Annotated in this window: 15 protein-coding genes; 8 read left to right on the top strand and 7 right to left on the bottom strand. The window is 54.7% G+C overall.

What is annotated here, in order from left to right:
• Positions 1 to 102 precede the first annotated feature (102 nt).
• Positions 103 to 570, top strand: coding sequence for an AlbA family DNA-binding domain-containing protein (locus BUA44_RS15850; RefSeq protein ID WP_255370427.1), 468 nt, complete (start codon positions 103 to 105; stop codon positions 568 to 570).
• Positions 483 to 1,445: an ATP-binding protein gene (locus tag BUA44_RS02245; RefSeq protein WP_255370426.1), complete on the top strand. Its 963-nt coding sequence runs from the start codon at positions 483 to 485 to the stop codon at positions 1,443 to 1,445. The genes BUA44_RS15850 and BUA44_RS02245 overlap by 88 nt, the downstream gene beginning before the upstream one ends.
• Here the strand turns inward: BUA44_RS02245 and BUA44_RS02240 are convergent.
• Both BUA44_RS02240 and BUA44_RS02235 read right to left on the bottom strand, forming a co-directional pair.
• Positions 1,442 to 2,998, bottom strand: a complete 1,557-nt coding sequence (locus BUA44_RS02240; RefSeq protein WP_072808059.1) for a hypothetical protein — start codon at positions 2,996 to 2,998, stop codon at positions 1,442 to 1,444. The two genes, BUA44_RS02245 and BUA44_RS02240, sit on opposite strands and share 4 nt — an antisense overlap.
• An 85-nt stretch (positions 2,999 to 3,083) precedes the next feature.
• The gene (locus BUA44_RS02235; protein ID WP_072808056.1) at positions 3,084 to 4,283 is read right to left on the bottom strand and encodes a glycoside hydrolase family 18 protein; all 1,200 of its coding nucleotides are present in this window, start codon (positions 4,281 to 4,283) and stop codon (positions 3,084 to 3,086) included.
• 141 nt (positions 4,284 to 4,424) lie between these two features.
• Between BUA44_RS02235 and BUA44_RS02230 the strand changes: the two genes are divergently transcribed.
• A complete protein-coding gene (locus BUA44_RS02230; protein WP_072808054.1) occupies positions 4,425 to 7,460 on the top strand; it encodes a CotH kinase family protein in 3,036 nt (1,011 codons plus the stop codon).
• Positions 7,461 to 7,548: 88 nt separating this feature from the next.
• Here the strand turns inward: BUA44_RS02230 and BUA44_RS02225 are convergent, their stop codons facing one another.
• A complete protein-coding gene (locus tag BUA44_RS02225; RefSeq protein WP_072808052.1) occupies positions 7,549 to 10,296 on the bottom strand; it encodes an ATP-dependent helicase C-terminal domain-containing protein in 2,748 nt (915 codons plus the stop codon).
• 67 nt (positions 10,297 to 10,363) lie between these two features.
• On the bottom strand, positions 10,364 to 10,831 hold the full coding sequence (locus tag BUA44_RS02220; protein ID WP_072808050.1) for a hypothetical protein: 468 nt from the start codon (positions 10,829 to 10,831) through the stop codon (positions 10,364 to 10,366).
• Between the two features lie 117 nt (positions 10,832 to 10,948).
• On the opposite strand from BUA44_RS02220, the gene BUA44_RS02215 reads away from it, so the two are divergent.
• On the top strand, positions 10,949 to 12,295 hold the full coding sequence (locus BUA44_RS02215) for a POTRA domain-containing protein (protein ID WP_255370425.1): 1,347 nt from the start codon (positions 10,949 to 10,951) through the stop codon (positions 12,293 to 12,295).
• 527 nt (positions 12,296 to 12,822) lie between these two features.
• Here the strand turns inward: BUA44_RS02215 and BUA44_RS02210 are convergent.
• The 3 genes from BUA44_RS02210 to dapA form a co-directional block, all read right to left on the bottom strand.
• On the bottom strand, positions 12,823 to 13,182 hold the full coding sequence (locus BUA44_RS02210; RefSeq protein WP_143151829.1) for a hypothetical protein: 360 nt from the start codon (positions 13,180 to 13,182) through the stop codon (positions 12,823 to 12,825).
• Positions 13,183 to 13,238: 56 nt separating this feature from the next.
• Complete coding sequence (locus BUA44_RS02205) at positions 13,239 to 13,940, bottom strand: hypothetical protein (protein ID WP_072808044.1); 702 nt, start codon at positions 13,938 to 13,940, stop codon at positions 13,239 to 13,241.
• Between the two features lie 121 nt (positions 13,941 to 14,061).
• The gene (gene dapA / locus BUA44_RS02200; protein WP_072808041.1) at positions 14,062 to 15,018 is read right to left on the bottom strand and encodes a 4-hydroxy-tetrahydrodipicolinate synthase; all 957 of its coding nucleotides are present in this window, start codon (positions 15,016 to 15,018) and stop codon (positions 14,062 to 14,064) included.
• A gap of 305 nt (positions 15,019 to 15,323) precedes the next feature.
• Between dapA and BUA44_RS02195 the strand changes: the two genes are divergently transcribed.
• The 4 genes from BUA44_RS02195 to BUA44_RS02180 all read left to right on the top strand — a co-directional run bounded on the left by BUA44_RS02195 (position 15,324) and on the right by BUA44_RS02180 (position 19,734).
• Positions 15,324 to 16,937, top strand: a complete 1,614-nt coding sequence (locus tag BUA44_RS02195) for a phosphohexomutase domain-containing protein (RefSeq protein WP_072808038.1) — start codon at positions 15,324 to 15,326, stop codon at positions 16,935 to 16,937.
• 29 nt (positions 16,938 to 16,966) lie between these two features.
• Complete coding sequence (locus tag BUA44_RS02190) at positions 16,967 to 17,707, top strand: hypothetical protein (RefSeq protein WP_072808035.1); 741 nt, start codon at positions 16,967 to 16,969, stop codon at positions 17,705 to 17,707.
• 31 nt (positions 17,708 to 17,738) lie between these two features.
• A complete protein-coding gene (locus BUA44_RS02185; protein WP_072808032.1) occupies positions 17,739 to 18,485 on the top strand; it encodes a YebC/PmpR family DNA-binding transcriptional regulator in 747 nt (248 codons plus the stop codon).
• Between the two features lie 163 nt (positions 18,486 to 18,648).
• The gene (locus BUA44_RS02180; RefSeq protein WP_143151828.1) at positions 18,649 to 19,734 is read left to right on the top strand and encodes a hypothetical protein; all 1,086 of its coding nucleotides are present in this window, start codon (positions 18,649 to 18,651) and stop codon (positions 19,732 to 19,734) included.
• The last annotated feature ends 43 nt before the right edge of the window (positions 19,735 to 19,777 follow it).

Here is a 19,777-nt window from a genome sequence, read left to right as displayed (position 1 = left end):
TCTAGTACATAATCTACATTTCAGCTGCGGTTCCTAATAGTGTAGGCTCCGAAAGGCATTTGATGATTATCAAATGTTTTTCTTTTTTTTCAAGGAGTTCCTATGCCAGAAAGTCAAAATATCGAATACAAATCGTCGTGGCGAGATGAATATCTCAAGTGGATTTGCGGCTTTGCCAATGCGCAGGGCGGCAAGTTGTATATCGGCGTCAGCGACGATGGACAAGTATGCGGTGTGCTGAACGCCAAAAGGCTCATGGAAGATATCCCGAACAAGATTAGGGAATCGTTAGGCATGCTTGTTGATGTGAATTTGCTTTCTGCAGATTCAAAGGAATACATTGAAATATCGGTTCCTGCCAGTTCTGAACCCATAAATTACAGGGGAGAATATCACTATAGAAGCGGAAGTACAAAGCAGCTTTTGCAGGGGCCTGCTCTTGCGCATTTTTTTTGGACAGGACCCGGACAAAATGGGATGCTATGCCTGTTGATGGTGTTGAATTTAGGGATTTGGACAAGGAAAGCTTCGACATTTTTCGTCGTGAGGCAAAGAAATCCGGCAGAATGACTGCGCAGGATTTGGCGATGACGAATGAAGAACTGCTCGACAATTTGAATTTGACTGTGAACGGAAAATTGACTCGGGCTGCGGTTTTGCTTTTTCATCGCAAACCGGAAAGATGGTTTGGCGGTGCTTATGTGAAAATTGGTTTCTTTGGCGATGGTCCTGATTTGCAATATCAGGATGAAATTTACGGGTCGTTATTTATTCAGGCAGACAGGGTTGTTGAACTCATATATCTCAAGTATTTTAAGGCTCGTATCAGTTATGATGGCTTGATTCGTGTGGAGCGTTATCCGATTCCTAAGGATGCCATGCGCGAAGCCGTATTCAATGCGTTGATGCATTCTAATTACGATTCTGGGGTGCAAATTCAAATAAGAATACATGAAGATCTCGTACTAATCAGCAATGATTGTGTTTTTCCTGCAAATTGGACTGCTGAAACGCTGATGCAACGACATCGTTCTGAACAATACAATCCTAAAATTGCAAATGCGTTCTTTAGGGCTGGCTATGTGGAGGCCTGGGGTCGCGGAATTGAGAATATGTGCAAGCTTTGTGCCGATTATGGCGTAAAGACGGAATATACGGTGCATCCTTGCGATGTAATGCTGGAATTCAAAATTCCTCAATTGGATGCTTCTGATAAACGGCCTGAAAAGGTCACTGAAAGGGTCACTGAAAAGGTCGCTGAAAATCAGGCTATAATAATAAGAGAAATGGAGAAAGATTCTTTTATTACGGCAGTAAGTCTTGCAAAAATTCTAGGGATTTCGCTTAGAAAAACGAAAGAGAATATAAAGAAACTGCAGCAAAAAGGGCTTATCCGTCGGATAGGCCCTGATAAAGGCGGTCATTGGCAAATTACAAAGAACTAGCGCTTTGTAACGGGGTAATACGCTCCGTGTGCAGCCTTGGCCGGAACATTACGCCCCTTGAGGTCGGTGGCGCGGGATTTGCCGAGGTTGCCTGTGGCCTTGCCTTTGTCGTGGGTTAAACTGCGCGCGCCCGCGATGCCGGTGGTCCCGCTTTCATCTAGCAGGCCCTCGATGACTTCGGCGTTTGCGCTGAGGTTTGCCTTGTAAGGAATGGTCGCGCCCTTCAAGAGCTTGTCGCCGGTGATGGTGAGTTCGGGCGTTTCGCTATCGCCGATTGTGAGGCCCGCGACGGTGAAGGTCGCTTCTTCACCGGGGAGGAGGCCCTTGAGCGATTTGTCGCTGCGCACGCCGTTCACGGTCACGTAGGCGTTGTGGTAAAGCGGTGCGATGCCGATGTTCTTTACGCGCACGGCTGCAGAAATTCCGTTGACCGCATAGCCCGTGATTTCGAACTTGTAGCCCGCATAGGAACTGGCCTCGTACACGCGTTCCTTGGTGGCATAGCTGCCTTCGGGTGCGTCGTTGCCTATCACGTAGGTCATGTGGTACTTGGCGGCGGCATCTTCCCAGGTGACTCCGTAAAGGCCTGCCGGGTTCAGGAACTCGCGCTGGTCCTTTTCGGTGTAGTAGCTGATTTCGCCTCCGCCGGGGGCGGTTTTCCAGCGGTCCGTACCCAGGTCGCGCCAGTTACGCTCGTTGTCGCCGTTGCCCTGCGAAATGTCGTGTTCCGCGTGCATGAAGGAATCGTCGAACAGCCCGAAATTGAGCCCGAGCAAGGTCTTGTTGCCTGCGACGGGTGTGTAGTTGTTGTCTGCCGCATCGATGGAGATGCTCCATGGGGTCTCTTTGAACAAACTATCAAGATGCGTCAGGAATTCGGCCTGGTAATCCTTGGTGGCGAAGTTGACTCCAAAGTTTAGCTTGGTGCCGTAGATATGATATTCGCCCCAGTGCCCGAAACCCGCCTGCACGAATGCGATGCGCGGATCCTTGTCGTATTTTGCGGCAAAGTCGGTGTAGAACTGCTTGTAGAACCACAGGAGTTCCTTGTTGCTCCAGTCGGCATAATACGTGGGGCCGTCGCCGCCCGGGTTTTCGGAATACGTTTCGGTGTAGGACTTGTTCGCCTTGATGTAGTTGGGGACTGCGGTGGCGCCCTTCACCTTCTCGGTGCAGCCCGATGCGTTCGTGATGGTTGCGCTCGGGTACTCGATGCGGAACCGCACGATAGCCTGGTGCCCGCGGCTCGCGATATCGTCGAGCATCTTTTCGAAACTGCTCCAGTCGTAGTCAATCTTGTCGTCGGTCTTGCCCTTCACCACGGCGCAGGGGAGGCAGTACGAGAATTCTAGCGAAATGGATTTTTGCAAATCCTTCTGGCTCTTGGCCTGGTCGGGCCAGAACACGATGCCCTTCATGGGCTCAAGCGTCTCGATTTCCTTGTTGAGGGCGACGGAACGGTCCGCCGCGAATGACATTTCGGCAAGCAATCCTGTTGCCAATGCCGCAGTTGTGATAACGGGGGCGGCGCCCGCGAGATATTTTTTCACCATATAATCCACGCACCTTTCGGGAAAAGACCCGATGTTATTAATCTAATACAGAATATGCGTAAAGTCAAGTAAAAAAACGGGTCTTTTACGGTTCGAAAATACGGATAAACTTCGGTTTACCTTTCACGCTCTTGCCGAGAGCGTCCACCTGCTTGCCCGAGGTGCCTTGCGCCCGGGGCTGTGAGCTAGTGCGGACCTTGCGGATGTTAGGAATTGCGTCGGTTGAACCGTCGCGCAACACCTCGGCGATGCTGTCGAGGATTGGGTTGCCTGTACCTTCGATGTAGTCGTGCGAGACTTCCCACACCATGATGCCCGCGTAGCCGTTATCCTTGACCCAGCGGCTCTTGACGGCAGAGGAATGCGGGTCTTCGAAGGTCACGTAGCCGGTCGAAGATACGCCGTAAGGTGACACGGAGACGCTGTCGAAAAAGAATTCCCATTCGGAATTCGCGACGATGTCCTTGTACGGGACCTGCTTGGCTGAACCCTTGGTAAAATCGGTGCCGGGGCCCGTTGCGCCCTTGAATTCAAATCCGAACGAGGGGATTCCGAAGACCATCTTTTCGGTGGGGACGCCGCGTTTTTTCCAGTAGTCGCGGGTCTGTTCCCACGACCAGGTGGTGTAGCCGCTGTGCGGGTAGAGCGGCGAATCGAACATGGCTTTTTCGTCCCAGTCGCCGGTGATATCGTAGGTCATGAACCCGAGCCAGTCCAGGTTCTTCACGAGGACTTCGGGCGTGAAGTATTTCCCGTAATACTGCGAGCAGGGGAGCGCAGCCGAGAGCGTTTTGCCTTCGGGGAGTGCGGCGCGGAGCTCTGTGAGCAGTTTGTTGTAGGCGATGGTGTCTGCATCGGGTACGGGGTTGTATTCCCATTCCCAGTCCATGTCGAGGCCGTCCAGGTTGTGGTCGGCGACAAACTGCACGAGGTTCGTCACAAACTTTTGGCGGAGCGCGTCGTCCGATGCGACGGGCACGAAGTTTTCGCTCTGCCCGCCACCGCCGAGCGAGACGATGACTTTCGTCCCTGCGGCATGCCCGAGTGCGACCATTTCGTCGAGGGCGGTCGGGTCGTCTGCGGCATCGCCACGCAAGCTTCCGTCGGTATCCGGCGTGATAAAGCTCCACAGCACGTGAGTCAGCTTTTCGTACGGGACTTTATCGACAGTGTAGGCGGGCTTGTGCCATTTTCCCCAGTCGGGGTAGTAGCCGATGAACAGCGGTTCGGCGCTTGCCACGCATGCGCCCGCGATTGTCAAAAAGAGGAGAAAAATTGCCTTCATGCTCCTAATATATCCTTTTTTGGGGCGAATAGTCCCGTGTGGCGTAAAAAGGGGCAAAATGTTCCGTTTTTGCGGCCGGCGAAAGGCTTGTAAACCGCGTTTTTTCTTGAAAAACGACATTTTTGCGGGTATAATTAGGGTATGCATATCAGGAGTTCTTCTTTCTGGTGCATGGTGTGTTTTGGCTTGGCATGCGTGGTGGCATGCTCCGACGATTCCGGGACGGACCCGGTTTCTCCAGATTCGGGTGCCGAAGGCCTTTCTAGCAGCGGTTTTGTCATCGGTGACGATGGCCTGCCGGTTATTGCGAGTTCTTCGTCGATTGGCGAAATTCCGCAGCAGGGGGGCGCAAGTTCCGGTGTGGTTGCCGCGTCTTCTTCCTCAAAAAAAACTGATGGTTCTCACGATGGCCCGCTTCCGGGCGAAGACCAGCAGATGGTCGCTGTCGATACGACGGTACCCTTTGTCGGGAATTTCCCGGTCGTGTTTTCGGAGGTGTCCCCTTCGAACGCAAACTTCAAGGACAACGACGGTAACGATCCCGGCTGGCTTGAACTCTACAACACGAGCGACGCTCCGGTGAGCCTCAAGGGTATTGCCCTGAGTAACGACATCAAGTTCCCGCGTCGCTGGGTGTTCGGCGACGCGACGATACCCGCGAAGGGCCACATGGTGGTCTTCCTTTCGGGCAAGAACTATGCGGACTATATCCCGCCTTCTGATTCCGTGAACATGATGGGAACGGATTGCAGTTCCGAATCCTCTACGGGCGGGTTCGGCGCGTTCCCCGGCATGGGTGACTGGGGCGGCGGCATGGGCGATTTTGGCGGCGGCATCGGTGGCGGTGTTGGTGCCGGTGGCGCGAACGCGACCTCTAATGCAGAAAACTTGCCGGGCAAGTCGGCCCTGTGTTACAGCGAGGGTGGTGCAAGTGAACTTGGCGCAGTCGTGAAGGTTTCCCCGAACAAGGGCTCCTATACGCGCGTGGTGATGAAGTCCAGCGCGAAGCCCGGCAATGCCGACCAGCTCGTGGTCCGCGGGTTCATTACCAAGAACCACAAGATCCGATTGAACTTCAAGGAGGGCGATGCGCTTAGTGCGTGGACCGGCAAGAACCTTCGCGGCACGGGCGATTCCTCGGCGGTGTATTACGTAAGGCTTGCGGACAATGCGGGCGACATCAAGCGCAATAACGTGACTGCCACGACGTTTGCTACCGAGACGGAAGGTAGCGAATCTACGACGCTCAAGATTACGTCTTACATCGCGCGTAAGCGCGGGCACGAACCGCACACGACGTTCAAGGCAGAGGACCAGGGTGGCGTGCTGTACCTGGTGAGCGAAACGGGCGTGCTGGATTCCGTGCGCTATTCCGCCGTGCCGACAGGTGCGTCGTGGTCGCGCGACAATGCGGGCAAGTGGGGCTTTGCGGCACCGTCCCCGTACGGTAACGCGGTGGGCGAGGTGTTTGCCGCTCAGGCCGAATCTGGCGAGGTGAACATTCCTCCTTCCGGGTTCTATTCCTCGGCGGTTTCCGTGACGTTTGCGGCGGGCACGCGCTGCGAACAGGGCGGTGCCGAAGCGACGGCGAGTTCGCCCGTGGTGCAGTCCCTGAATGTTTCTGCTACGACGGTGCTGCGTTGCCGCACGTATGTCGATGGCAGCTACCCGAGCGAAGAGATTATCCGCACGTATGTTTTTGGGCAGATGCCGTCCATTGCCACGATGTTCGTGACAACTGACCCGCTTTCGATGTTCAGCGCGGATTCGGGCTTGTACGTGAAGGGTAACGGAGCGAGTGGCATGGATCCGCAATACGGTGCGAATTTCTGGAGCAACCGCGAACTCCCCGTGTATGTGGAACTCTTTGAACCCGGCTCGCCGAAGGCACCCGCGTTCGGCGTGATGGGCGACTACAAGATTTCGGGCCAGTATAGCCGCGCTAAGGAGAAAAAGTCCTTCTCCGTGACGCTCCGCGAGGAGTATGGAAGCAAGCGTCTCAAGTACCCGCTGTTCCCGGATAATCCGGAACTCAAGAAATTCAAGGCATTCTCGCTCAGGAATTTTGGCAACAACAGCGGCGACGACTATGTGCGTGACCGCCTGGGAACCTCGATGACGGAAGGGCTCGGCGTAGATTACCAGCGTGGGCGCTACGTGGTGGTGTACTATAACGGCAAGTACTACGGCTTGCACGACCTGCGTGAACGCAACAACGAATACTATTACGAAACCAAGTACGGGCTCGACCCGAACGACATCGATCTCGTTGACGCCAGTAACGAGGCGGGTGCGGGCTCGGCGACGGATTACAAGAATATGCTGAGCTGGCTACAGAGCAACGAACTTACAAGCGATGCGAACTACCAGAAGATTGCCGACCAGATAGATGTCGACAACTACATGAACTATATGCAGGCGGAAATGTTCCTGAATAATGGAGACTGGCCGCACAATAACCTGAAAAAATGGCGCGTGGCAAGCCAGAAGACAAAATGGAAATGGTTCCTGTACGATGTGGACTTCGGTTTTGGTGTAGGCTACAATACGCAGAATGGTAACGTGTTCAACTACGTGACTAACCCGAACGGCACCAACGGAATGGGTGGCATGATGATGCCGGGCATGGGTCAGCAGGGTGGCCAGCAGAGCGGCTCGATTTCGGACCATACGATTCTCATGATTCGCTTGCTCGGAAACGAGAACTTCAAGAAGGCCTTCATTAACCGTTTCTGCGTGCTTCTGTCTATGAACTTTGCTGCCGACAGGCTCCTGGCGCGAATCGATGAATTGCAGTCGCAGGTCCAGGCTGAAATTTCGGGCGACGCCTCGTTCTGGAATTACGATGCTTCGTCGATGTCTAGCAATCTGGAGAAGATAAAGAGTTTCGCTCAGAGCCGCCAGCAGACGATTATGAGCGAGATGAAGCAGTACTTTAACCTAGGCGAAACTGCACAAACAACGTTGTCTGTGCAAGGTTCTGGCCAAATTCTGGTACACAACCTGCCGCTCGATAAGGCTAGCATGACGGTGAACTTCTTCAGGGATGTTCCCGTGACAGTGACGGCGGTCCCGAAATCGGGTGCAGTGTTTGCCGGCTGGAGCGACGGCAATACGAATGCGACACGCACGTTCAATCCGGGCGAGGTCACCACCCTTACGGCAAGTTTCAAGTAAAGACTCCAAACCAACCCCAAGACGGTTCCCCGCAAGGGGAGCCGTTTTTTAGGGAGTGGCCGTCGTGCGAGCCCCTCCCTTGTCTTTTCTAAATAACTTTTTCGGGCCAGGGGTGCTTCGGGTAGCGTCCGCGCAGTTCCTTGCGCACTTCGGCGTAGGTGTTCTGCCAGAATCCAGTCAGGTCCCATGTTTTCTGGATGGTGCGGAAGTTCGGTGCCAGGATATCGTAGCGCACTTTCAGTTTGCCGTCTGCAATTTTGTGCTCGCCGCGCAACTGCATGAAATCTTCGATGCGGGCGGAAATTTCGACCAGGACGCCCTCGGCACTTTCTACCGCCTGCCCGCCGAGCATCTCGTCGGTGGCGACCTCCTGGTAACTGTAACGCGCCCGCTTGCCGTTGGGGAGCATAAAATGGTCGGGGAATGTCTTCCCGAGCCAGGCGAGCATCGACTTGCCGAAATAATCTTCGACGATGTTCCTGTAACGGTCTTCGTTGATGTCGCGGAGCAGGAATTTCCCGTCGGCAAATTCATCGAAGATGATTTCCATGTCCTCGTCGTTGAATTCCGGCAGCCCGTATTCCGGGTATAGCTTGGCGGCGAGCCGCATCTTGGTAAGGAGAGTCTGCACGGATTCGGTGAGGTAGCGCCCGCTCCAGTTTTCCTTCTCGATTTTTTCTTTCCATGCGGTGACGGTAAGCTTCTTGAGTTCTTCGAGAACCTTCGGAGGAGCCTCTTGCGTGAGGATTTCCTTACGCGATAGCTCCGTAGTGCTCCCGTCCGCATTTGCGGCTTCGCTAACTTCGACCCCGATGAAACGCTCCTGTCCGCTACGCCACAGCAGTTCGTAGCGGGCCTGCGCGCTTTTGCCGGCAAGCATTTCTTGCGCGATAGGGGCAAACAGGTTTACCTTCAGTTCCGACTTGGTGGTGCCGGTGCGCAGCATGCTGAGAGCGAGAATCGCGTAGGGCGGTTCGCTGACCTGCAACCGGATAACGTTCTGGTTTGCAAGTTTATATGCATTGCCGCTCGGGGTGGCGAGCCTGTCCGGGAATGCCTTGAGAAGCTGCTTGCAGAGAAATGCGCTTTGGATACCCTTGTCTCGCTGGCGCTCGACTGCGGTATGACGATTCGGGTCGTCACACTGTTGCGAAGTCGCGCCTTCGTCACACCGAAGCCGCGAAGCGGCAAGTGTGTCACGGTATTCCCGCAACTGCCGGAGAGTAAACGTCACCTCCCGCGGGGCGCTTACGGTCTTGGAAAGCGTGTCGGCGGCAAGCGTCAAAACATCTTGCGGGTACTTCGTTTTTTGCAGGTACTCCGTGCCGGAGTGAATCCACGCGAGCGCTGCGAGAAGCAGGTCGGGGAGGTCCTGCGGGCCGTTTGCCGTAGCGAGGAGCAGCGCGAGCGGGATGCTCGAAACCGGGGTGCGGATGGCCCTGAGGCCAAGTTCCGTAATGGCACCGTCCTTGAGCATTCCGAAACCCTCAAGTAATTTGGTGGCGGCCTGCTCGCGTGCCTCCGGAATCGCCGTAGGAAGAACTATGCCTTCGTCTCGCTTTGTCACGTCGCTGCAGTGAGTCCGTGGATGCTCTTGCCTGTCACCCTGGAAGGAGTCCGTAGGACGACTGATAGGGTCCAGGGATTCCAGTGCCGCTTTCTGCAGCAACAGTTCCGAGGGTTCAATCTGCGTGACTTCGGGAATGATTCCGCGCGGCATGCGCTTTTCGCTTTCTTCGCTCCAGAGGCGAATGGCGCAGCCGTTCTGCGTACGGCCGCTACGACCCGAGCGTTGGATGGCGTTCTGCATCGAGATGGGGAGCGTGCGGAGAACGCTCACCTTTTCGCTGTCGTCGTAGATGCTTACGCGCTCGATGCCGCTATCCACTACGCCTGTAACGTTCGGGACGGTAATGGATGTCTCTGCGATATTCGTGGTGAAAATGACCCGCGGGCGTTCGGTGACTTCAAAAATACGGTCCTGTGTTTCGCGGTCCTGCCCGCCGTATAGTTCCAGGAATTCGGCGCAGTTTTGCCCGAGCGCTTCGGCGGCGGCGCTGTGGCAGCGGGCGATCTCGGCCTTTCCCGGTAAAAATACCAGCGTGGTCTGCCAGATGTTGTTGCGGTAGAGCGTCTTTAGCGCCCGCACCACTTCGGCGTCAAGGCCCACGCCCGAGACGAGCGAGTTCCCTGTGGCGGGAGTCTGGTTGATAATCTGTACGGGGTAAAGCGGATGGCCGAGCGTTAGGCACTTGACGCCGAGAACCGTTTCGAGTTCGGAGCGGTTCAGCGCCGCCGACATCACCGCAATACGAGGCCGTTCGGCTCTATCGTAAAGAAGAACCTCCGGCATCGCCTCACTCTCGCCTCCACGACCAGCTTGCGCTTGGTCGCTACGGCTCACACGAGGCCGTTCGGCTCCCCTAAAATACGCGAACAGCAAATCCATGTCGGCCTTGCGCTCGTGGTATTCGTCGAACACAATCCATTCCGCATCGCACTTGCCGTGTAAAAGTTCCTGCAGAAAGTTTCCGTACGTCTGGAATAAAATGCGCGTGCCAGTACTCTTGCAACTGTCCTGCCGGAACTGGTAGCCGACAGTTTTACCGCAGGGCTCGTTGTGCAACTTTGCGGAAAACTGCGCAAGCGAGAGCGCCGCAATCCTGCGCGGTTGCAGTACGACGACGCGCCCCTTGCAGTGCTTGCTTAAAAAGTAGGGGATAAACAGCGACTTGCCCGACCCTGTGGGCGCCTCTATCAACAAGTTGCGCGACTCCGCAAGAGCCGCTTCAAGCTTGCCTTCTTCTTCGGCTAATGCTAAATCGTTATACGTCATGAGGCGGGGCTTTTGCTAGACGAGAAAGAAAATCTTTCGTCTACCAGCGCAGCGGTCTCTTGTCTAATTACGACCTCGGGTACTTCAGCTTTTCGCCGGTGGTCACGTCCATGTAGGGCGGCTTGCCTTCGCGGAACTTCTGGTTGATGACCAGGTTCTCGATACGGCGGCGCAGGCCCTGTTCCGTCTTGCAGAAGAAGTACACGACTTTGTTGGTGCCCGGCACGAGGAACATGGCGAGCTTGTACTTCTGCTTCACCGCACGGCGGAAGAACATCATGTCTTCCTTCTTGGGCATCACGAGGTTGCTGCCTTCCTTCGTTTCGCAAATCATGTCGGCATCGGCGAGGAGGGCCTTGGACTTCTGCTTGAGAGCGGCAAAGTTCGGGTCGGTGTTCCTCTTGATGGTTTCAAGGTTGAACGCGCCACCGCCTTCCTTGAGTGCCTTGCGGAGCCCGCGGAACGCGAATACGGCGAGGACGACAACGGTAACGGCGATGAGCCACGGCCAGTAGTTGGCAAGAAAATCTAGCATAGGGAACCTCAACAGTCTATTTTTCGCTTGCAAATATAAAAATTTTCGCAGGAGCCCTTGTGCGCTGGCAGCCCGTACCTGTCCGGTGGGTACCGAGTTTTTTCTATTTTATAGGTGGTGACAAATTATGTAAAGATATCGGCCTTCGCGCTTCTGCTGGCTTCGCTTGGCCTTGCCGCCCAGGCTACCTGTACCGACGGCACCGTTGTCCAGTCTATCCGGCTGGAAGGCCTGAAGCACACGAACCCCCGCGTGGTGGAGCGCGAACTCGTGAACCGTGAGGGTGAACCGTTCACTGCCGAAAAGTTCGAGGCAGAAAAGCTCCGCCTGCAGGATCTCGACCTGTTCACCGAGGTTTCCGTTTCCTGCGAAAAGGCCGGTGAGCCTGCCGAACCGGGTCTCGTAAAACTCACATATTCCTTCAAGGAAATCTTCCGCTGGATTCCGGCACCCGCGGGCAAGAAGACCGACCGCGATGGTCTGATGTTGGGAGCCGCGCTTGCGAACATCAATGTTGCGGGCGAGGACATTCGGCTTGAGGTGCAGTACCGCACGACGGTGGACCCGTTCTTCGACAAGAACGAGGCGGCCTTCTATGCGAGTTCCCCCTACCTGTTCGGGCTTCCGCTCGGGTGGAACTTCGAGTTCCTCTTGACCGACAGTTACGACAACATCCGCGATTTCCAGGAAAAAAGCATCTTGCTTGACCTGGATCTGGAATACAAGTTCTTGCCGCACCTGTCGCTGCTGGGGACTGCCGCCTACCGTCGGTTGAGGGACTTTGCGAATCTTCCTGAATTGGGGCTTGGCTTTGCTTTCGATTATCGTGACAGCAAGCTCGACACGCGCGATGGCGTGTATTTCGAATATATGCTTACGCACGTGGGCGCGGGTGAAGAATATGTTGCGTGCGGCGCCAATATCGAATCGGACGAACCGGTCGAAACGGAATCGCGTTTTTGCAACACGGATAATGGCGAAAACTACTGGGAACTCCTGACCGATGCGCGCGCCTACAAGACCTTCGGGCGATTTGTGACGGGTGCGACGGCGCTTGTGCGTTACCGCCCGGGAGACGTGAAATTTTACGACTATTACTACCATGGCGGAGCCAATACGTTTCGCGGGCACGAGGCCGACTCGGGCTCTCTCGGGACCCACGAGGCTCTGCTCACGCTCGAGGAGCGCTTTGTACTGCTGGAGCGCCGGGCCGCAAGCGTGATGGGTGTGAACTTCTTCTACGGTGTGCAACTTGTGGCGGGCTTCGACGGGAGCCTGCTCTGGGACAAGGGCCGCCCCGGCTGGGATAACTACGAGGGTGCCGTCTATGGCGGAGTGCATCTCGTGATTCCGGCGCTTGACCGCATTCGCTTCGAGGTAGGGTACAGCCCCGACAGGGGAGAACCGGTGTTTTACTTCGGGCTGTTCGACAAGGTGACTTCATCTCGTTGGCGTAGTAGATGAGACCGCTCGCTCGACGTCTCGGGCATTTAAACCTCCGGCACCTCGCTCGCTCCCACCTAAAGGTGGCCATGTACACTAAGCGCTAAAGCGCAAGTGTCCAAAGGTCGCCTTCGACGACTCGTCAATACGAGTCGCCCCCGGCTCACAGTGATACCGCTCGCTCGACGTCTCGGGCATTGAAACCTCCGGCACCTCGCTCGCTCTCGCCTTCGACGACTCGTCAATACGAGTCGCCTCCGGCTCACAGTGATACCGCTCGTTCGTCGTCTCGGGTATTGAAACCTCCGGTTCCTCACTCGCTCTCGCCTTCGACGACTCGTCAATACGAGTCGCCTACGGCTCACAGTAAGACCGCTCGCTCGACGTCTCGGGCATTGAAACCTCCGGCACCTCGCTCGCTCTCGCCTTCGACGACTCGTCAATACGAGTCGCCTCCGGCTCACAGTGATACCGCTCGTTCGTCGTCTCGGGCATTGAAACCTCTAAATTGCAAAAGTGGCGGTGAAATTGCAAAAAATATCCTGATTTCACTGCCAAAAATTACTTTGTATGTAGTAAAAGTGCGAAATTGTTGCGCTGAAATGCTTTCTTTGGCGGTGAAATTGGAGAAAATATGGAGAAATCACCGCCACAATGTTCAAAAAAACATCCTCATTGAGTTGAATTTTTGCGAACAACGTAACAAAGCGGCGGTGAAAAAACTGAAAAAATCCTGATTTCACCGCCAGATAGCCCGAAAGCCGCAGTTCGTCCGCATTAATTTGACCAAAAAACGCGCGTAGCTCGCAAAAAAAAGAAACGACCCGCAGTGCGGGCCGTTTAATACAAAGTTTTTTAGACCAAGTTACTTTTTCTTGCCTTTGGACTTTGCGGTCTTCTGTGAGCAACAAAGCCCCTAGTATTAACTAGGGGCGGTTGCGAGAGCAAAGTCTATACCGGAGTATTACTTCTTGCCTTTAGACTTTGCGGTCTTCTTATTACCCTTCGGCGGATGAGCCGCAATCTTCTTCACGGCCTTTGCAGCCTTCTCTTCGGCTTCGTAAACGGCCTGTGCCTGACGGAGAGCGTCGGTCGGGTCGATTTCGATAGCTTCGGAAGCCTCGTCCACGAGTTCGGCGAACTCGTCGTACCAGTCGGCGAAGATTTCCACTTCGAGGTGGTCGACACCCGGAACCGTGAGGCGTGCGCCGCAGGCTTCACCGATGCGGTCGAGGAACTTCGCCATCTGCGGCTTCAACAGCGTGAGGTCGAGGCCGTCGAGGTCCTCGGGTTCAAAGTACACGGCGTCGACATCGCTGTCGTCGTCCTTGGCCTTCTTCTTCCCGGTTGCTGAGCCTGCCGAAGCACCGCACTTGCAGTCTTCGCCGCAGCACTTGCATTCCACGTTCTCGTTGCCGTAGAGCGCCATGTACTCGTCGTCGTCCATGCCGCTGTCGTAGTAGAACTCGTCGTCTTCGAGGTAGAGTTCTTCCACGAAGATTCCCTTTGCGCCGAGCGTCTTGGCCGCGGCAATGAATTCCTTGAGGTCGCCGCCGAAGTAGCGGGTCGATTCAGCTTCCTCGTTCAGGGTCTGGACAGGAATGGGGGAGAGTTTCTGCTTCTTGATGTAGTCGCAGATTTCGTCAATAATGGATTTCTTGGCCATAGTATTATCTCCTATTTTAAACTTCAGTGGCCATTAGTCTTTGGTCATTGGTCGTTAGTTCTTATAATCGCGCCGCAGGCGCCTAATATTCAACTAGTAACCAACAACTATTGACTAATAGCTAAACGTGGTACTTCTTCAAACTCTCAGCCTTTTCGTTGATGAGCTTCATGATGCGGGCCACGGCTTCGTCACCGCGGGCGGTATCCTTCACGCTCGTCATCGGCTGGAAGAGCGGGCTGTTGAACATGGTTCCGAGCGGAATCGGGTTCTTGCGGCAGAAGGTCGCTTCCACGTAGTCGCGGGCGGCGTCCTGCAGGTCGTCGCACTTCTGGAACTCGCCCTTCTGGAAAGCCTTGTACAGGTCTACGAAAATCTTTGCCGCTTCGGGGATGTTCGCCGTTGCGCTCACGAGGCCCGTGCCGCCCATCTCGAGCATGTCGATGAAGAATCCGTCTTCGCCGCTCAGAACGGCAAAGTCGTTGTTCTTCGTCTCGTTAATCACGCGCTTCGTGTCTTCGTGGAACTTTTCGCCAATGCGGAAATCGACCGCCTGCTTGAGTCCGATGATGTTCTTGTCTTCGGAAAGGGCGATGAGGGTGTCGGGGTGGACGTAGCTGGCGGTACGGCCCGGCACGTTGTAGATGATAATCTTCGCGCCCGTTTCGGAGCTGAGCGTCTTGAAGTGCTTCTCGATGCCTTCCTGCGAGGGGTTGTTGTAGTAACCCGTGACGCAGAGGACCGGGACTTCCGCAATCTTCAGGACTTCTTCGATCATCTCAACGGATTCGCGGGTGCAGTTGCTGCCTGCGCCTGCAATCACGGGCACGCGGCCGTCCACGTAGTCGAGCGTGAACTTGATGATGTCGAGGTGCTGCTTGTGGGTGACCGTCGCACTCTGGCCCGTGGTACCCACAGGGAGAATGCCGGAAACGCCGGAAGCGATAAGGTCGTCAATCATCTTTTCCATCTTCTTGTAGTCGACGGAGTTGCGGAGACACTTGGGATCGTCGTTCATCAGCGGGGTGAACAACGCGGGGAAAACACCAGTAAGTTGAGAAGCTTTTGTAATCTGCATAGTGCTGTAAATATAGCATTAGACGAAAGAAAAAGAGAGAGTTATAGGCGGGAGTTTGGCTGAAACTGGCCTACCGTCGGGGAACTACATACAAACTATGGATTGGGCGTTGGCGCAAATTAAATCGGCTTGGCGCTTGCTGTACAATAAATGTAAAGTATTGATACGTAATAGATTACGAGTATGTTGAATGGTCGAATAGGGCGTTTCGAATATGTTTTGATGTGCCTCAAACATTCGCGAAGTGTCCTGCAAAAGCACTTTTTTTTCTAAATTTTCCGCGTTAAAACTCAAAAGGAACCCTTATGGAAAACATTACGCAGATTTGGAAAAAGATTCAGTCCCCCGAATTCAACCCGGCTACCGACATGGGCCTGGTCGAACAGGTGAAGCAGGTCGCTCTGACCTCCCAGGAGCCCGCTAAGGTGAGCTTTGGTACGTCCGGCTGGCGCGGTGAAATTGGTTCCGAATTTACGCTCCGCAATCTGCAGGTGGTGGGTGCGGCAATCGTCCGCCTCTATAAGGAAGCTACTCCGGAACTTTTCGAAGCTCTCGGCGTGAAGGATTTTGCCGAACTCCAGAAGCGTGGTGTGGTCGTTGGCCACGACAACCGCCTGCTCGGTCACGAATTCTGCGAAGCCGTTGCCGACCAGTTCGCGAAGGCCGGCGTGAAGGTCTACTACGGTGGCGAAATGCCGACTCCGGAATTCAGCGCCGCAATCGAGATGCTCGGTGCCGCCTGCTCCATCAACATGACCCCGAGCCACAACCCGAGCCACTACAACGGCATCAAGTTCAACCCGGCCGACGGCGGTCCTGCCGGTCCGGAAATCACGAACGTGATTACCAAGCTCAGCAACGAAATGATGGCCACCTGGAAGTTTGAACCGGTGGGCAAGGTTGACTGGGAAATTATCGACTCCCTCAAGATTTACAAGGAATTCCTCGTCAAGCAGGGCACCATCAAGTTCGACCGCATCAAGGAATTCATCAAGAAGGGCCGTTTGACCCTCGTGTGCGACCACGTGCACGGCTCTACCCGCCGCCGTCCGGCTGCGCTGCTCGACAATCCGGAATGCCTCATCACGCTCCGCAACGAGGATGACTCCCTGTTCGGCGGCATCGCCCCGGAACCGTCCAGCAAGAACCTCGAGAAGGTCCGCAAGGTGCTGGACGAAAGCAAGAGCGAATTCCGCCTGGGTGCAATCTTTGACCCGGATGGCGACCGCATCCGCTTCTACGACGGTACGCGCGAAATCGACATGAACCAGTTCGGTGCCATCGCGTTCCACTACATGGCAACCTGGCGCAAGGAACAGGGCTGCGTGGCCAAGTCCGTCGCGACCTCCAACTTCGTGAACATCATTGCCGAAAAGCTCGGCGTACCCGTGATGGAAACTCCGGTGGGCTTCAAGAACTTCCGCCCGTGGCTCAGCCGCAATGCCAAGCAGAAGGCCCTCGTTGCCTTCGAAGAATCCGACGGTATCTCTGGCCTCAACAACACGCTCGAGAAGGACGCCCAGTTCGGCCTCCTCATCGCTCTTGAAATTATGGCGGTGACTGGCAAGAACCTTGGTGAATACCTCGACGCCCTGTACGAAGAGTACGGCCGCTTCTACCCGACCCGCTCGGGCTTCGAAGTGGACAAGTCCCTCGTGGGTGCCCCGCTCAAGGCCAAGGTCGATGCCATCGCAACGATCGCGAAGCCGGGTGCGAAGGTCATGGTCGGCAAGAACGAAAAGACCGTGAAGCAGCTCCTCACGCTCGACGGCGTGAAGATCATCTTCGAAGACGACTCCTGGATGCTCGTGCGTCCGTCGGGTACCGAACCGAAGGTGCGCATTTACACCGAATGCCGCGATCCGGACGAAAAGGACCCGATGTTCGAGGCTGCCAAGGCTCTGTTCTTCAAGAATTAACTTTTGGATTGGGGAAAAGGATAGGTTCTATGAAAAAGATAATCATGATGCTCGTGCTAGCGCTGGTCATGGCCGGCTATGCACAGGAAGGTTCGATTAAACCGAAGTTCCAGGCGTTCTCCGGAGCGCTCCTGAAACTGAAGGATACCGATAAGCCCGGTACACTCAAGTTCTCCCTGAAGGTGGACGTTGCTCCGTGGGCATTCCAGGCGATTGGCGAAGTCCGTTCCCCGACAGGCGATGCGGAATCCATCCGCGAGGCGCTCTTCGAGGGCGACCTCTATGCGGTGCTTGCCTACATCGACAATTCCCCGGTGGAAGTGAACGGCGAGGAATACCAGGTGGGCCTTTTCGACATCATGCTTTACTATGATGACGAACCTACCACGATTCGCAATCTCAAGTTCAAGCTGTTGCCGCCGGTCGATGACGACTGGTCCAAGTCGGGCCTGAACGATGCGCTCTCTTCGGGTTCGCTGCTCGGTAATATCTGGGGCGGCAAGTACGAGAAGGCCATCACGAAGGCTTCTGCCGACCCGATGGACAAGGGCAAACTCAAGGCTCTGAAGCGCAAGAAGAGCGCGGCATCGGAGGAATCTGAGGTGTCTGTTTCCGAGAAGAAGAAGCAGCGCATGAAGGATATGGCTGACGAAGAAGATCAGCCGAAGAAGAAAAAGAAGAAAAAGGCATCTAGAGGCGATGAATGCGATGATCCGGGCTTGACTCCCAAGGAGAAGAAGCGCTGCCTCATGATGAAAAAGAAAAAGTAAGTTTCACAACCTAGTATATTAGAGGTAATCTATGTCCGGTCACTCCAAATGGGCCACCACCAAACGCAAGAAAGCCAAGACTGACGTCGCTCGCGCGAAGGCTTGGAACAAGTTGATTAAGGAAATCTCCATTGCTGCCAAGCTCGGCGGCGGAAACCCCGATGCTAACCCGCGTCTGCGTGCGGCAATCCTCAAGTCCAAGAGCCAGAGCTTGCCGACCAAGAACATCGAGAGCGCCATCGCCAAGGGTACGGGTGCCAACTCCGGTACCGAAATGACGGAACCGCTGTACGAAGGACGCGGTCCGGCAGGTGTTGCCATCATGGTGCAGTGCCTGACCGACAACAAGGTCCGTACCGTTGCCGAAATCCGCAACATCTTCAACAAGAACAACGGTTCCATGGGTGAATCCGGCTCCGTGTCCTGGGCTTTCACCTACAAGGGCGTGATTGTCGTCGATGCCGAGAAGTACCCCGAAGAACAGGTCATGGACCTCGTGATTGAAGCGGGTGCCGAAGACATGAGCACCGAAGACGGCGTGCATGAAATCTCTACGAGCCCCGAAGCCTTCGACGCTGTTTCCAAGGCTCTCGAAGCCGCGAACATCGAAATGATGAGCGCCGAAATCACCTACGTCGCCAACGATCCGGTGAAGCTCGGTCACGACGATGCCGTGAAGCTCCTCAAGCTTATCGACAAGTTCGAAGACCACGACGACGTCCAGGACGTTTACCACAACGCCGAAATCGACGAAGCCGACATGGACGCCGCTGAGTAATCTCGTGTGTCATTCTGGAGGGCCGAAGGCCCGATAGAATCCATGAAACTTTAAAAGCCGGGTGCTGTATGCATCCGGTTTTTACATTTTGTCCACAATTTTTTTGAATAAATTATTACCGAGCCGAAAAAAAGAATATATTTATGGGAGAAAAGGAGGAAGTATGAATATTCGTAGAGTTATCCGATTGAGCTGCCTGTCCGTTATGGGATTTTTTTGGGCAAGTTGCGGCAGTGATTCTGATTCTTCGACCGGTGTGACGGGAGTGAACCCCGGTCTCGAACCGGAAAGTTCGTCCGATGCCCTAGGGGGTGTTTCTTCTGATTCCCAGCAACCTTCAAGTTCTTCTTCGGAGGAGCAGGTGCCGGAATCTTCGTCCGGGCTTGACCTCGCGCAGAGTTCTTCGTCTGACGGGGTGAGCTCTTCAAGTGGCGAACAGCTTAGGTTGGCGCAGGACCCATCCATAACCTGCTCCACGTTCCAGTTCTTGGAGGAACGCTGCTCCGGATCTACAGAACCGTACTATTCTTGCATGGATTTGCAGGAGTTCCTGAAAAAGGATACCACGGTCTCGGAAAAGATTTTGAACAAGTGGGAAGAAAAACTGTTTTCGTGCGGCGCCGTTCAGGAGCCGGTGACAGTTTACGGTATCGTGTCCCGTGTCTGCCCCCATTATCAGGTCACGTATCTGAAATGTTCCGATGGCAAAAATTACAGTTTATATGCGCAAGAGGGTGACGTTGCCTACGTTACAGAAAAGGAATACTACGAGACGCACAGTTCCAGCTCTGTGGCGGAAAGTTCTTCTAGCTCCGTGCCCGAAGACTTGGTCACGAACTGCCCGCGGGATTCCTTCGCCATGTTTGTAGATGTCCTTGCCGATGTGCAGAAGGGACTGTACGAAGAGATAGTGAAGGAACTTGATAAAAACGATACCTTGCCCGAAGCGAAAAGGGCGTTCCTGGATAGCATCATCAATCGAGAAGAGAAGACCCTGAGAGGGAATCTGTACCCCTATCAAAGGGGGCAGTATTATGGATTGGAATACGTGAGCCTGAAGTACGATTCCGAATGCTGGTTTAACGGATACATCGCGAAGACCAAGACCTGTGCGGACGGAACGCCCGAGATGACCGAACTCTATCGGGAAAAGTACGAAGATATCTTTTGGGAATGTCTAAATCTAATCGAAAAACAGGTCTATATGACAAAAAGGTACCTGAAAAACAGGTACTTTTTGATTATATGACATTTGGGTACCTGAAATCGTCCGCAAGCCTTTATCTACTTGG

The sequence above is a fragment of the Fibrobacter sp. UWR3 genome, from assembly GCF_900143055.1.
GTDB lineage: Bacteria > Fibrobacterota > Fibrobacteria > Fibrobacterales > Fibrobacteraceae > Fibrobacter.
Note: the sequence above shows the minus strand (reverse complement) of the source record. Positions and strands in the feature narration are given on the sequence as shown.